The organism is Microcystis sp. LE19-84.1B, assembly GCF_027531875.1.
Classification (GTDB): Bacteria; Cyanobacteriota; Cyanobacteriia; order Cyanobacteriales; family Microcystaceae; genus Microcystis; species Microcystis panniformis.
This window is the reverse complement of the sequence record NZ_JAPZSR010000247.1, coordinates 36,428-51,228: the sequence shown is the minus strand read 5'-3', so window position 1 is coordinate 51,228 and position 14,801 is coordinate 36,428. Positions and strand designations below refer to the sequence as shown.

Here is a 14,801-nt window from a genome sequence, read left to right as displayed (position 1 = left end):
CCTAAATATTCCACATTTGTTGATAAGCAGTTTCTAAATCTCTGGTAAATTGTTTGGCATTCCAGAGGGGAGATGTATGACGAGATTGACGTAATTGATAACGGACTTCTTCCCGCAAATTTTTATCCAATCCTAGCTTAATTCCCCACTGCACATATTCTTCATCACTCCAAGCTATACCCTGACTAATGCCAGCATTTTTCATAAAAGTATAGCTATTGCGGGCTGCAAATTGTTCACCAACCCTAGTGACTAAAGGAATCCCCATCCAGAGGGTTTCTAGGGTTGTGGTAGCACCACTATAGGGATAGGTATCGAGAATTATATCAGCAATTCCTAGATTAGCGCGATGGGTTTCCTCATTGAAATCATTGGGCAAAAATCTTAATCTATCTTGACTAATTCCCAATTCGTCGGCACTTTTGAGAAATAATTCTCGAATGGTTTCTTTGTCGGCAAAACCTTTGATTAAAAGATAGCTATTAGGAACCTGTTGGAGAATCTGCAATTGCCGATAAATCATGTTTAAGTTGCGTTTTAATCCCGATTGCACGGTCAGATAAATAATAGCATCATCGGGAATATTTAAATCAGTTCTTCTCCTAGTGGGAACACCCACTTCAAAACCATCCACGGATAAATAAGAGTTAGGAAGTCGGATGATTTTTTCTGAATAAATTTCTTCAGCATTTTCGGGTAAAACGTAGTTATCGGCAATAAAATAATCAATCGCAGGGATTCCCGACGCATCTAATCCTAACCAAGTTACCTGTATCGGTGCGGGTTTTAAGGCCATTACTAGATAAGTTGTATTATTGGTTAAGCTATCAATATCCACTAGAATATCTAAGTTATCTTGACGAATTTGGGCAGTTATTTGTTCAATTTTTGCTGGCAAGTTATAGCTATAATTTGAGTTATTTATAAACCATTTTTCAGTAATTTCGTCCGCTGCTTGGTTGACAAAATAGGTGTAAATTTCAAATTTATCTCGATTATGATAGTGAAATAACCAGCGACTTAACCAACCCACAGAATGACGACGGAGAGTATAGGCAATATAACCAATTTTTATTTTTCTTGCTGGAGATTTTGGAGACGAAACAGGAGCAATATAGTTATAGCGGGTTCTTACATCTGCTTGAAAAATTTCTGCTAGTTTACTTTGTAAATAGCGATTGATTTTCGGATTATCTTGATAGTAGGGAAGACAGATAGTAACTCCTAAAATAGAGTCGATAATAAAAGGACGTGCATTAAATTGTTTGGCATTAATTTGTCGCTCGATTAGTTGTATTAATTCATCGATAAATTTAGGTAAATTTCCCCAGTCTCCCTTAGCTTGTAAAATACCAATCACTAGAGAAATTCCCAAGAGCTTTTCAGTAGTTGTCTGGCAAATTTTATAAAAATTATCGGCAATTTCTAGAGCTTTTTTATAGTCAACAGTGGTGGTTTTATAAAGATTAAACAAACTATTTTGTAAGTATAAATCCTCTGGGAGAAAGCGCAAACAAAGTTCTACTAAATTAATAGCAAATACACTTTGCTTTTGTTGATAAGCATAATTGACAATTGCTGATATAACTTTGGCTGCAATTATTTCTGGATTATTGATATGTAAGGCTGCTAATTCTAAAAAGTGGATGGTATCAGTACAGGGGTAGATTAAAACTTTTTCCGTCACTCGCAGCAGTAAATCAAGATTAATTGCTGCTGTAGCTGTATTCTCTAACAGTTCAAATACACACCAATCATTGCACTTTTCCATCGCAAATATTTGGAATTGTATTTCTAATTCCATCAGATGCAGGAGATTATTTAAAAAACTAGGATTAAGGTTTTGTAGATGCAATCGAATTAGATAGCTTGTCTCTAGTCTTTGGGAATTTTCTTGTCTGGTTGCCTCTGCATCTAAGATTTGAGTTAAAGTTTCTATCCACCCCGATAATTCTGATTCGGCTGCTTGACTCAACACCAGTAACCAAGTAGCTTGCGCGTCTTCTTCTCTATCTTGTAAAAGATAGGCTAATCCTAGATAAAAATAATCCTCAATTGCTGGAGAATTGTTTTCAGCTAATTGTTCATAAAACTGCAACACCAGTTGATAATTGTTATCGTTTAAATAAGTTTGTATGTCTTGATGCCATTGCATAGTTTTTATCCGCTAAGATTGACAATAAATATTCCACATTTGCCGATAAGCAGTTTCTAAATCTCTGGTAAATTGTTTGGCATTCCAGAGGGGAGATGTATGACGAGACTTTCGGAGTTTCCAACGGACTTCTTCTCTCAAATTTTTATCCAATCCTAACTTAATTCCCCACTGCACATATTCTTCATCACTCCAAGCTATACCCTCAGTTATTCCCGCATTCATCATTAAAGTATAACCGTTGCGTGATGACCATTGTTGCCCCACTTTAACCACCAGAGGAATTCCCATCCAGAGGGTTTCTAGGGTGGTTGTACCACCGTTAAAGGGATAGGTGTCCAAAACCACATCAGCGATGGCTAAATTTGCCCTGTAGGTTTCCGTCTGATAGATAGGAAGCATCTTAATTCGATTAGTTTCTACCCCAACTTCTGCGGCAATTTGACAGAATAAATCCCAGAGAGAATTATCATCAGCAACTCCTTGAATCAGGAAATAACTATTGGGTACAGATTTAATGATTTGCATTTGTAAGCGAATCATCGCAGGATTACGCTTAATTGCAGTTTGAGAACTTAGGTAAATAACCGCATCGTTATTAATACCTAAATCTTCTCTTCGCAGGGTAGGAACGGCTATTTCAAAACCATCCATAGCGACAAAAGCATCAGGTAAACGCCAGATTTTTTCTTGATAATATTCTGGGGCATTTTCTGGTAGTACATAAGGATCCGCTAAAAGATAATCTACTGCGGGTAAACCAGAACCATCAAAACCTAACCAGTTAACTTGAATAGGAGCAGGTTTTAAGGCAATAACTTGGACAACCATTGGTCCAGTACCACTATCCAAGTCCACAAGAATATCGATGTTATCTTCTTTAATTTTGCGGTAGGTTGCTAGGGAATCAGCAGTAGCATGATAGATTTTATCTGCGGGATTAGAAAACCATTGTTTCGTTATTTCATCCACAGGTTGACTCACCATATAAAGATGGATATCAAACTGTTCACGATTGTGATAATTAATAGTCCAACGACTCAATAAACCGACTGGATGACGTTTTAAGGTTTGGGCAATGTAACCAATTTTAAGTTTTTTATCGGGATTATATTCTCTCGGTTTGTCAAAACTTTCCTCTTGAAAACCCAGCATTTCTTTGTAGGTTTCTTGGAAAAAACTGCCAATCTGATTTAAAAGCGGTCGATTCTCTTTCGGGTTATCTTCATAGTAAGAAATCGGGTTCATAACTGTTAGTAAATTTTCTCTAACTAAGGGATGTATATCTTGAGGCTTTTTTTCTATAAATTCTTGAATTAAGTGTTTATACTCTTGATAAATACTAGGAATGTCATTCCATTTTGAGGCTCGTAAAGAACCACTAAAGAGGAGAGATTGACTAAACATTTTTAAATCAATTGTTTCTCTTTTTTCTTTAAATTCTTTGATAAAGTCTATCGCTTTTGGGTAGTTAGGGACAGAGACATAAAACCAAAATAAATTAGCTACTAAGTACAAATTTTCGGGATAAAGGGGAAGAAAAGCTTCCGCTAAGTCAACGGAATAAATAGGTTGATATTTCTCAAAAGCAAAGCGTCGGGTAACAGTGATGACGTGATTAAGTAATTCTAGAGAATTGCCGAGATAGGGTAAACTTAATCGAACTAATTCTATGGTATATTTATGAGCGTAAGGTATGACGGCAATTACTACCCGTTCCAATAATTGAGAGTTAACTGAACCCTGGGTAATTAATTCTAGTATTTGCCATTCTTGCAGTTGTTGAGGATGAAATCTATTTAATTTAATTTCAACGAGGGTTAAATGCAGTAAATTATCGAGATAGCTAGGATTAATTTCCTGTAGATGTTTACGAATTAACCAAGAGATTTCTAGATTTTCTAACTCTAATTGTCGGTTAGCTTCGGCTGCTAAAATATTGCTTAATTCTAGCAGCCATGACTCGGTTTCCTGTTCATCTCCTTGAGTGAAAACAAATAACCAAGTAGTTTGCGCTTCTTCTTCCCTAGCTTCCAAAAGATAGGCTAATCCTAAATACCAATAATAACTAATTTCTGTGGTTTCTCTTTCTATCAGTTCTTCGTAAAACTGGCTAACAATATCGTATTGATTGTTTTCTAAAGCGGTTTTAACTTCATTGTGCCAAGACATGATTTAATTCTCCCTAATTAACTTTCACAATAGATTTGCCACATTTGACGATAGGCGCTTTCCACATCTTTAGTAAACTGACGTGCATTCCAAAGCGGTGCTGTTTGACGAGAAGCTTGCAATTGCATGGCTATTTTTTTTCTTAATTCCTCATCCATTCCTAATTTTATTCCCCACTGAATATACTCCTCATCACTCCAAGCAATACCCTCGCTAATTCCCGCATAAGTCATAAAAGTATAACTGTTACGACTGGCCCATTGTTGACCAACTTTTGTCACTACAGGAATACCCATCCAAAGAGTTTCTAGAGTAGTGGTTGCACCACTGTAGGGATAGGTATCGAGTACCACATCGGCAATTTGGAGATTAGCGCGATGAATTTCCTCCGTAGCAACTCCTGAGAGAAAGCGCAATCTATTTTCATCGATTCCTTCCTCTTTAGCAATGCTGATAAATAAATCTTTGATCAGCTTTTCACTTCCCGCACCTTTGATTAATAAATAACTGTTAGGTACTGCTTTAATAATCTGCATTTGTAAGCGAATTGTGGCAGGATTTCTTTTTAATCCCACTTGCAAAGTTAAATAAGTAATTGCCTCTGCTGGTATGTTTAAATCCTCTCGGGTTAGCGTTGGTGTTCCGATTTCAAATCCATCCACGGCAAGATAACAGTTAGGCAAGCGCCAAAGCTTCTCTTGATAAAACTCTTGGGCATTTTTTTCTAGAACTAAATTATCTACAAGGAAGTAATCAATAGCAGGTATTCCCGTGGCATCTAATCCTAACCATGTTATTTGAATTGGTGCGGGTTTAATTGCCATAACTCGACAGGTGGCATCATTAGTTATACTATCTAAATCTACTAAAATATCGATGTTATCTTGATTGATTTGTTCAGCAATAATTTGGTGATTTGCTGGTAAATTATCATACCTATCCACCTTATTTTTAAACCATTGTTCCGTAATATCATCCTCGACTTGATTGACTAGGTAGAGATGAATATTAAAGTTATCTCGTTGATGATAATGAATTAACCAGCGACTTAAAAACCCGACGGAATGTCGCCGTAAAGTATGGGCAATATAGCCAATGTTTAGTTTTTTATTGACATCTTTAGGTTTCTGAGACTCGATAGTAACTTGATTAATTTTTTTTCTAACTGCCTCTTGAAATAGTTTAGCTAACTGATTAGTTAACCAGCGATTGCCTACTAAGTCATCTTTTAAATAAGCTAAGGGAGAAGTGATAGAAATAACCTCAGCTTGATTTCTCATGGGACATTGACACCGTTCTAAATTATTTTGAATTGCTTGATAATATTCCTGAGCTTTATTGCCAATATTTAACCAATTACCTGCTAAAAGTTCCGTATAGAGCAGCAGATAAATACTATCCAGTTTTGATACTTTATCATTGGATAAATTCCTGATTTTATTGGCAGTTTCTAAGGCCAAATCAAAGTTACCAGTCTCGATATAGTATTGACGAATTTTGTACAAAAGCTGTAAGTGATCGGGTATAATATCTAGACAGCTAAGAGTCAAAATAACAGCATTAGTTTTATCAGTATAATAAATTTTTTCAATATGTTGTTCGATAATTTCCAATATTGCCGATTGTTGTGAGTCTATTTTTAAAAGGGTTATGATAATATCCAAAACTTCTTGCGCTGGCCAATCTAGAAGTTTATAGATTGTGTGTAGGAGTAAATTTATATCGAAAGTTTCTAACTTGTCCGAATTAATTAAATTAACTATTTGCCAATCTTTAAGTTTTTGGGGATAAAAATATTCTAGCTTAATTTCTAACAGCACTAGATATAACAAATTTTCTAAGTTATCTGGATTTATCTCGTAGATATGCTGACGAATTACCCAGCTTAATTGCCAATTTTTTAGCTTAACTTGTCTTCGCGCTTCCCCATCCAAAATATTGACTAAATCTACTGTCCACAGCATCACCTCCTGTTCATCCCCTTGACTGAGGACGAATAACCATGTAGTTTGCGCTTCTTCTTCTCTTCCTTGCAAAAGATAGGCTAATCCTAAATACCAATAATAACTAATTTCTGTGGTTTCTCTTTCTATCAGTTCTTCGTAAAACTGACTAACAATATCGTATTGATTGTTTTCTAAAGCGGTTTTAACTTCATTTTGCCAAGACATGATTTAATTCTCCCTGATTAACTTTCACAATAGATTTGCCACATTTGACGATAGGCATTTTCCACATTTTTAGTAAACTGACGTGCATTCCAAATCGGTGAAGTTTTTCTAGATTCATCTAATTTAGCGATAACTTTGCGTCTCAACTGTTCATCCTTACCTAACTTAATTCCCCAATCGATATACTCCTCATCACTCCAAGCAATACCCTCACTAATTCCCGCATTAACCATTAAAGTATAACTATTTCTCGATGACCATTGTTGACCAACTTTTGTAACTAAAGGAATCCCCATCCACAGCACATCTAAAGTCGTCATTCCTCCCGTAAAGGGATAGGTATCTAAAACCACATCAGCTATCCTTAAATTTGCTCGATAAATTCCTGTGGGATAGAGGGGGAAGATTTTTAATCTCTCATAATTAATTCCTTCTTCCTCGGCAACTTTGAAAAATAATTTTTCCAATGATTTAGCATCACTTAACCCTTGAATACTCAAATAACTATTAGGAACTGCCTTTAAAACTTGTAGCTGAAGTCGAATAGTTTCAGGGTTACGTTTAACCCCCGTTTGTACGGTTAAGTAATTAATTGCATCCTCTGGAATCCCTAAATCATCCCTTCGGAGAGAGGGGTAAGCAACCTCGACACCATCCACACAAATATAGGAATTAGGTAAGCGCCAAATTTTTTCTCGGTAATATTCCTGTGCATCTGCTGGTAAAACGTAATTATCAGCAAGATAGTAATCAATTGCGGGAATTCCTGACGCATCAAAACCTAACCAAGTCACTTGTATTGGTGCGGGTTTAAGTGCCATGACTTGACAAGTTGTGTTATTAGTGATGCTGTCTAAATCCACCAAAATATCAATGTTATCTTGACTGATTCTTTCAGCAATCATTTGAGGATCGACAGGTAAATTATAGCAAGCATTTACCTGATTTCTAAAACAATTTTCAGTGATAAAATCTTCTTGTTGAGATACTAAATATAAGGAGACATGAAACTCATTATAGTCATGATACTTCATCAACCACCTAGAAATTAATCCGATAGAATGATTATATAAAGTATGGGCAATATAGCCAATTTTCAGAACTTTATTGGTATCCTTAATAGTCGATTTTTGCTGATAATTACAGTTAGAATTATTGCGAACATATTCCTGAAAAAGTTGACCAACACAATTACTAATATAACGGTTTTTTATTGGGTTATCTTCTAGGTAAGTTAGAGGGGATAAAATTGTTAGGGATGGTTTATCCAATAATCTGGGACATTCTCGATTAGCGATACTTTTTTGCAAGGATTCTGTATATTCTTCAACATCTGCCTTAATATCGACCCAATCACCACTAAATAATTTGACATAAAGAGCAATATAATCAGCGACAGCTTGAGAAGGCAAATCTCGACAGCTTGTTTTTAATTGACTAGCTACTTGCATAGCAGCAGCAAAATCTCGATTATCAAAATAACATTGATAAAGTTCAGCTAACAGGCAAATTTGCTCCGGTTCTACTGCTAAACAAGTATTAATAATATCAATAGCCAATGGTTTATTATTCATGGCTAGATAAAATACTTTAGCTTCTACTACTTTGATAAAAGTTTGTCGCTGACAGTTAGATTGAAATATTGCCTCTAAGTAAGGGACGGTTTCTGGTATCTGAGAATCGAGAAATTTTTCTAAAACTTCTTCCAATAAACTTAACTCTAGATTCTGGCAATTACTTGTTTTTAACACATCAACAAATAACCAAGCTTGTAACTGCTCTTTATCGAAATAATTCAAATTAATTGCTAATAAAATAAACCGCAGTAAATTATCAATATTATCGGGACTAATCTCGCGAATATGTCCTCGAATTAACCAACTGGTTTCTAAATTGCCTAACTCTAATTGTCGGCGCGCTTCCCCATCCAAAATATTGACTAAATCTGCTGTCCACAGCATCACCTCCTGTTCATCTCCTTGAGTGAAGACAAATAACCAAGTAGCTTGTGCTTCTTCTTCCCGAGCTTCCAAAAGATAGGCTAATCCTAAATACCAATAATGACTAATTTCTAAGGGTTCTCTTTCTATCAGTTCTTCGTAAAACTGACTAACTTGCCAGAAATCTCCTTGCATAATTGCAGGTTCAACTTGGAAATGCCAAGACATAAGTATTTATCGTTAAGTGTCTCTACTAGCGTACCCAAATAGAAGCAAAATTTTTCTATATAAGTAAAATTTATCAGTTTCTCAGGGGTTGGGTTTTGGGGTGGTCACTGCGTGTGCGTTGCGGGGGGTGTTGGGGTTTTAGTTGAAATTCCCCATTCCCTCACCTCTCCATTCCCCACCTGCCACTCTCCACCCAGTTTCAACGAGTCCTAGCTTACCATCAACGTCAGCCAAGAGTAAATCCCGATGAAAAAGTTTTCACCCCCACAGATGAAAGAGGTTTCCTTTCCTACACCCCACACCCCACACCCTCTTTCAAGTCAGTTTTTTGAAAGATTTTCTAAATAAACCAATAAATCGGCCATAGCTTGAGTATCAGGCTGAAATTTGGGCATCGGCGGGGTTTTACCGCTAATTACCTGTTCAATCAGACTAATTCTCGATTTGCGATGGGAAACGTCCTCTAAACTTGGTCCGACGATGCCATCAGCAAACTGACCGTGACAAGCAGCACAGTTAATCTGAAAGATTTCGTAACCGCGACTGACATTACCTTGTAGGGATAACACCTCTTTAATGTAGGGATCCGACATCTTAGCCAGATGAAAAGCGATTAAAAAGGTGCTAATCAGCAACAAACCCACGATTATAACCATTAAGAGTCGATAAAGCCCGAATTTTGGTTTAAATAACTGACTATTCACGAAGGCCGCCGAAGGAAAGATGAGTTTCTCTTTACATTTTGCAACTTTTTGCCCCAAAATTCCACCGCCGCTGCTAGAGATAGGCAAATGGAGAATAATATAAGACAAAACTGCATCTTTTTCTAACCCTCTAGCAATGAACCTATTAACCAGACTGGAAGATTGGCCCTATATTATCCTACCTATCACCATCGTCCTCAGTTTCCTGCTGTTGGGATGGCTCGTAGAAAAGCGCGTTGTCAGTCAACTTTTATCGATTGCCAGAGAAAAAAACCTGCGTTTCTCGGAAGGGGTTTTACGTTCCCTTCGTGGATTAAGCATACTTTGGTTCGGACTTTTGGGTTTAAATATTGCCCTCTCCCTTCCCAATCTTCCCCTCTTTCCCTACCTGATTCTCCTGAGCAAAAAATTGCTGCTAGTGGCTTTTTTAGCTTCAGCTACTTGGGCTATTGCTCAATTATCCGTGGAAATATTACGATTTTATACCACGGGAGATGATGGCATTTCTTCCCTAACTTCCCTATTTGAATTTCTCGCCAAAGTTCTGATTTTTAGCTGCGGTTTTTTGCTGATTTTAAGCTCGATTGGCATTTCGATAACTCCGATGCTTACTGCCTTTGGTATTGGGGGTGTTTCCCTCGGTTTAGCTCTCCAAAATACCCTAGCTAATTTAATGTCAGGGATTAATATTATCACTTCTAAAAAAGTTAGACCGGGAGATTATATTGAACTGAAAACGGGAGAAGCTGGTTATGTGCGAGATGTGGATTTAAGATGCACAGTCATCGAAGAAATTACCAATAATATTTTGGTCATTCCCAATGCTCAGATCATTTCTTCTAGTTTCCGTAACTATAGTTTACCAGATCACTCCCTACTGATTCCCGTGGAAGTGGGCATTAGTTACGATAGTGACTTAGAAAAAGTCGAAAAAGTTACCCTAGAAGTTATGCAAGAAATCGCTCAGTTATTGCAACCTCACCTCGGTAACTATAAACCCTTGATTCTTTATGGTAAACTCGATTACTATAGCATTGTGCTAACAGTTTATCTCAAGGTGGTAGAAGAAGAATTTTTTCAACATCTCACCATTAAACACGAATTTATTAAACTCCTACACCGACGCTATCAGCAAGAAGGAATTAAACTTCCCTATCCAATTCTTTTTCCCTATCCCCCCAGTAATCCCCCTAGTTAACCTCAATTTGCTATCGCAACAAACAATTGAAATGCGCGGACAACTTACAATTGATAATTCTCCTCAAAAAACTTACGAGTCATCGGTTGGACAACTTCAATACCGTGGCCTTCTCCTAATAATTCTAGGGGTTTTCCTTCCACTTGAATCCAGACTTTGGCATTGGGATCCTCGGTAGTAGTAGTATAGATGATTTGTGCCAAACGACCGATTAACATATCAGGACCATCATCATTGCCAAACTCGCGCGAGAGATTAATCTTAATTCCCGTTTTATCTACTTTTAAATCCAGTAATTTAGTCCCGGGGGGAATAGTAGTCATATCCTGAGGATTACTTGGACCAGCTAATAGAATCTTCAATACTGCTGTTAACTCTCGGTCGTCGCTATTCGCTTTTTGAACGGTAATTTCTTGGGTGACTAATTGATTACCCGTATCAGTCACTTTTAACCAATAAACCTGTCGAGTTTCCCTAACAGGAATAGCTGCAGGAGTTGCTGTCGGACTTGTCTTCACTGGACCAGGAGAAACCGGTTCCACAATTGGTGATTGATTTATCGGCGCCGGAGTAGGAGATTCAATCGGGTTTTCGCTGGTTTTCTGGGGGGAAGATAGGTGATGGACGGCAAACCAAGCAGTGGCCCCACCAGCAGTAAATAAAGCGAGGCCGATACCAATTATCCAAGGCAAAGAGATTTTATCACTAGAGCGAGAACTAGGCATAATTCAGTTATCAGTTATCAGTTATCAGTTATCAGTTATCAGTTATCAGTTATCAGTTATCAGTTATTAGTTATTAGTTATCAGTTATTAGTTATCAGTTATCAGTTATCAGTTATCAGTTATTGGTATGTATTAAGTGAGCAGTATTAAATAGCAGTTTCCCAGTGTCTTTTCACTTTTTACCGATCACTGAAAGAGAAATTGCCGTTTTCTTTTCACTGATTACTGATTACTGATCACTGATCACTGAAATATCTCCTGTTTTCTGACCGTTAAATTTAATTGGGGTTCCCCGATCGAGGTTCAATTCTGCCAAAGGCGGCTATACTCAGCTTATCATCGTCAATCTGCAATTGGAGAAGGCGGGCGATAATTCCTTGTTTCTCGAAGTTTTTTAAATCTAACTGGGTGGATATACCCTCGGCAAACCCCTTGAGAAGGCGCGAGGAGATGCGACGACCATTAAGAGTGGCTGTGGGGTCAATAAGCTCGATTTTTCGCCCCTGCACTAGCTTAAATCCCACTTCTAAGCTCAGATTGAGGGTGGCTGCTGGTTCGTCTGGCCGTTGTGTCTCTAGCTGCAGGCTGAGGGTGACTCGATTATTATTAAGAAAATTAAAATTTGCTTGACTAAGTTGATATTTTGTGCTACCAAATTCTTCCCTAGAGGGAATCAGATTATTAATCAGGGTCTGAATTTGTTCTTTGACCGCTGCCGATTGTAAAGCTTGATTAACATTAGTTTCCGTGAGGACAAGATGCAAAGCTCCCGCAGCTGGTCGGCGCAGTGCGGCGGCTAAACTGCTGTTTTTTTGCTGTAATCGCCGCAAATCGAGGCTAATTGGCTCAGTTTCTAGCTCGATCTTCTCAATGCGAACATCAGCAAGGGGATAAATTCCCCTTGCAGAAATGCGAACTCGATCGATTTTGCCTTGCAGAACCTGATAATTGGGAGTATTATCGACCCTCACGGCTAATTGTTCCACTTTTTGGACTTGAGAGCGAAGGGTATGGGCTAAAACCGTATCAATAATTGCCCCTGCGGGAGTTAACAGGGTCAAAACACTAGCGAGAGTGATTGTTAGCCATTCCATCGCTCAATTACACCCATCCAGCTAAATTTTGCCAAGCATTAGTCAAAAGCTGACTTAACCAACGTCGTTGCACTTGATCTAAAATCGGGTCTTCTGCGAGAATTTCTTCAGTCAGATCATCGAGAGATTGACCCTGAGCGCGGGCCATTCTAATAATTCCCGCAATCACGGCAGCGATCATCTCCTCATCGACGGGACGCTGTCGGAGGGCGGCAATTTCTTCGGGGGTAGTCGGGATGGGATAATTCATAATCAGATGGGGTAGGCTGTGTATTAATCTAGGTATGTAAAGTTTTTTAAACTTTTTTCAGAAAACTTTTTGTGTAGTCTAGCGTAATCAGACGATTTTTGGGTGTAATAACTAAATCAAGATGAAAGAAATACTTTACAGAGAAATTCCGACTCCTGACTCGATCGCCGTTTGTCAGTGGTTACAATCCGATTGGCAACCCGGAAGCGGTGTCAAGACAAATACACCTAACGGGGTGAGATTGCGCTTATCGGAGGCGATCGAATTATCGATTTTTGTCTGGACGCTGCAACGGACTACTTATTTAAAAGTTTTCCGCTGGGGTGAGCGATCGCATGATCAAGAAACATCCCTGACTCGGCAGCTCGATCGAGCTTTACAAAAGCGTTTTCCGCCGCAGTATAACACGCTACCAAATATCGATCAAAAAAATCACTCAATTTTTACAGATTTAGAAGCGGACTATCCCCTAACGGTTCACTACTTCCGCAAAATGCCGCAAGGGGAGGCAGACTTAGAACGTTTGTATTGGTGGGAAAAACGTTGGCGCGACAGTGCCAAAAATCCCCAACAACCGCAGCCGGTAATTTTCTCTAGCAGCGAGGAAAATAATCATCCCATCACCTACGACTTAATTTATGTTGGTGGTGCCTTGGGGGCAATTCATGCGGCACAGATGGCCAAATTAGGTTATCGAGTCCTCCTAGTAGAAAGACTGCCTTTCGGACGGATGAATCGGGAATGGAATATCTCTCGATCGGAGTTTCAAAGTTTAATTAATTTAGGCCTATTTACCGCCGAAGAATTCGAGGAATTAATCTTCCAAGAATACATCGATGGCTTTAATAAGTTTTTTGATGGCAATAATCCCCCCCATCTGAAAGCCAAAATTCTCCATACTCCCACGGTTTTAAATATCGCCATTAATTCCGATAAATTGCTGCAATCCTGCGCTAAAAAAATACAGGATCATGGCGGTAAAATTCTCGATCAAACGGAATTTATTAAGGCTGACATTACCGCTAATAGTGTTACTGTCACCCTTAATCATGGTGGAGAAATTCAACAGATAAAAGGCCGTTTATTGATTGATGCCATGGGTTCCGCCTCTGCCATTGCTTGGCAATTAAACGGAGTGCGTGCCTTTGATAGTGTCTGTCCGACGGTGGGGGCAGTAGTAGAAGGATTCGATCCGGTGGTGTGGGATTCTCACTATGGTGATGTCTTAAATTCCCATGGCGATATTTCTAAAGGTAGGCAATTAATTTGGGAATTATTTCCGGGGGAAGGAAAAGAATTAACCTTTTATCTATTTCACTATCATCAAGTCCATCCCGATAACCCCGGTTCTCTGTTAGAAATGTACGAAGATTTCTTTACTATTCTGCCCGAATATCGACAGTGTGACCCAGAAAAATTAACTTGGAAAAAACCCACCTTTGGTTATATACCGGGGCATTTTAGCACAGGAAAAAAAGATCGAATTGTCTCCTTTGATCGCATTTTAGCCATCGGTGATGCCGCCTCCCTGCAATCACCCTTAATCTTTACTGGATTCGGTTCTTTGGTGCGTAATTTAGAGCGCTTAACCCATCTTTTGGATACGGCCTTAAAACACGATTTACTAACAGCTAAAGACCTAGAAAACGTGCGGGCCTATCAAAGTAATGTGGCGGTAACTTGGTTATTTTCTAAAGGAATGATGGTTCCCACGGGAAAAACCTTACCCCCCCAAAGAATTAACGCCATGTTAAACACATTTTTCGGTTTATTGGCCGACGAACCGCCGGAGGTTTCTGAAACCTTTATTAAGGATAAAACCGATTGGTTGACCTTTAGCCGTTTAGCAATTAAAGCGGCCAGAAAAAACCCCACTTTACTGTTATGGATAGCAGAAATGGCCGGCAGTCAGGATTTAATTCGCTGGTTGGGTTCCTATCTCGATTTTAGCCTTGATGGAGTCAAAAATCTGCTTTTGGGTCCCTGGTTTCCCCAATGGTTAAAAAACTGGCAAAGCTGGCTAGAAAAAGACAATCCTCGCCTCTGGTTAAAGTTATTGAGTTTTAATTATGGCCTAAGACATTAAGTAGGAGACTCCGAGACAGCTATCAGGGATCAGATTTGAGTTTTTAGTTCACTGTTTGTGGAGTTAAGAAACTGTTGG

Annotated in this window: 10 protein-coding genes; 2 read left to right on the top strand and 8 right to left on the bottom strand. The window is 38.5% G+C overall.

Annotated features, from left to right (window positions below):
• Position 1: 1 nt before the first annotated feature.
• The 5 genes from O9324_RS14710 to O9324_RS14690 all read right to left on the bottom strand — a co-directional run bounded on the left by O9324_RS14710 (position 2) and on the right by O9324_RS14690 (position 9,478).
• Positions 2-2,155: an O-linked N-acetylglucosamine transferase, SPINDLY family protein gene (locus O9324_RS14710; RefSeq protein ID WP_288140558.1), complete on the bottom strand. Its 2,154-nt coding sequence runs from the start codon at positions 2,153-2,155 to the stop codon at positions 2-4.
• A 12-nt stretch (positions 2,156-2,167) separates the two neighbouring features.
• Positions 2,168-4,327 (bottom strand): O-linked N-acetylglucosamine transferase, SPINDLY family protein, encoded by a 2,160-nt coding sequence (locus O9324_RS14705; protein WP_288140557.1) that lies wholly within the window; start codon positions 4,325-4,327, stop codon positions 2,168-2,170.
• A 17-nt stretch (positions 4,328-4,344) separates the two neighbouring features.
• Positions 4,345-6,498, bottom strand: a complete 2,154-nt coding sequence (locus O9324_RS14700; protein WP_288140556.1) for an O-linked N-acetylglucosamine transferase, SPINDLY family protein — start codon at positions 6,496-6,498, stop codon at positions 4,345-4,347.
• A gap of 17 nt (positions 6,499-6,515) precedes the next feature.
• Complete coding sequence (locus tag O9324_RS14695; RefSeq protein ID WP_288140555.1) at positions 6,516-8,666, bottom strand: O-linked N-acetylglucosamine transferase, SPINDLY family protein; 2,151 nt, start codon at positions 8,664-8,666, stop codon at positions 6,516-6,518.
• A gap of 320 nt (positions 8,667-8,986) precedes the next feature.
• Entirely contained in the window at positions 8,987-9,478 is a 492-nt protein-coding gene (locus O9324_RS14690) for a c-type cytochrome (protein ID WP_502846585.1), read from the bottom strand.
• 28 nt (positions 9,479-9,506) lie between these two features.
• Here O9324_RS14690 and O9324_RS14685 point away from each other — a divergent pair, with 28 nt between their 5' ends.
• Entirely contained in the window at positions 9,507-10,568 is a 1,062-nt protein-coding gene (locus O9324_RS14685; RefSeq protein WP_288140554.1) for a mechanosensitive ion channel family protein, read from the top strand.
• 44 nt (positions 10,569-10,612) lie between these two features.
• Here O9324_RS14685 and O9324_RS14680 read toward each other — a convergent pair whose 3' ends face one another.
• From O9324_RS14680 to O9324_RS14670, 3 genes are all read right to left on the bottom strand, one after another.
• Complete coding sequence (locus tag O9324_RS14680; RefSeq protein ID WP_288140553.1) at positions 10,613-11,293, bottom strand: GerMN domain-containing protein; 681 nt, start codon at positions 11,291-11,293, stop codon at positions 10,613-10,615.
• Between the two features lie 278 nt (positions 11,294-11,571).
• Positions 11,572-12,387, bottom strand: a complete 816-nt coding sequence (locus O9324_RS14675; protein WP_002766857.1) for an LmeA family phospholipid-binding protein — start codon at positions 12,385-12,387, stop codon at positions 11,572-11,574.
• A 7-nt stretch (positions 12,388-12,394) separates the two neighbouring features.
• The gene (locus tag O9324_RS14670; protein ID WP_002763591.1) at positions 12,395-12,637 is read right to left on the bottom strand and encodes a hypothetical protein; all 243 of its coding nucleotides are present in this window, start codon (positions 12,635-12,637) and stop codon (positions 12,395-12,397) included.
• 121 nt (positions 12,638-12,758) lie between these two features.
• Here O9324_RS14670 and O9324_RS14665 point away from each other — a divergent pair, with 121 nt between their 5' ends.
• A complete protein-coding gene (locus O9324_RS14665; protein ID WP_288140552.1) occupies positions 12,759-14,723 on the top strand; it encodes an FAD-dependent monooxygenase family protein in 1,965 nt (654 codons plus the stop codon).
• The last annotated feature ends 78 nt before the right edge of the window (positions 14,724-14,801 follow it).

Bases quoted from the DNA above. Each gene is read 5' to 3' on its own strand.
- O9324_RS14710 (WP_288140558.1), bottom strand. From the start codon at position 2,155: ATGCAATGGCATCAAGACATACAAACTTATTTAAACGATAACAATTAT.
- O9324_RS14705 (WP_288140557.1), bottom strand. From the start codon at position 4,327: ATGTCTTGGCACAATGAAGTTAAAACCGCTTTAGAAAACAATCAATAC.
- O9324_RS14700 (WP_288140556.1), bottom strand. From the start codon at position 6,498: ATGTCTTGGCAAAATGAAGTTAAAACCGCTTTAGAAAACAATCAATAC.
- O9324_RS14695 (WP_288140555.1), bottom strand. From the start codon at position 8,666: ATGTCTTGGCATTTCCAAGTTGAACCTGCAATTATGCAAGGAGATTTC.
- O9324_RS14685 (WP_288140554.1), top strand. From the start codon at position 9,507: ATGAACCTATTAACCAGACTGGAAGATTGGCCCTATATTATCCTACCT.
- O9324_RS14680 (WP_288140553.1), bottom strand. From the start codon at position 11,293: ATGCCTAGTTCTCGCTCTAGTGATAAAATCTCTTTGCCTTGGATAATT.
- O9324_RS14675 (WP_002766857.1), bottom strand. From the start codon at position 12,387: ATGGAATGGCTAACAATCACTCTCGCTAGTGTTTTGACCCTGTTAACT.
- O9324_RS14670 (WP_002763591.1), bottom strand. From the start codon at position 12,637: ATGAATTATCCCATCCCGACTACCCCCGAAGAAATTGCCGCCCTCCGA.
- O9324_RS14665 (WP_288140552.1), top strand. From the start codon at position 12,759: ATGAAAGAAATACTTTACAGAGAAATTCCGACTCCTGACTCGATCGCC.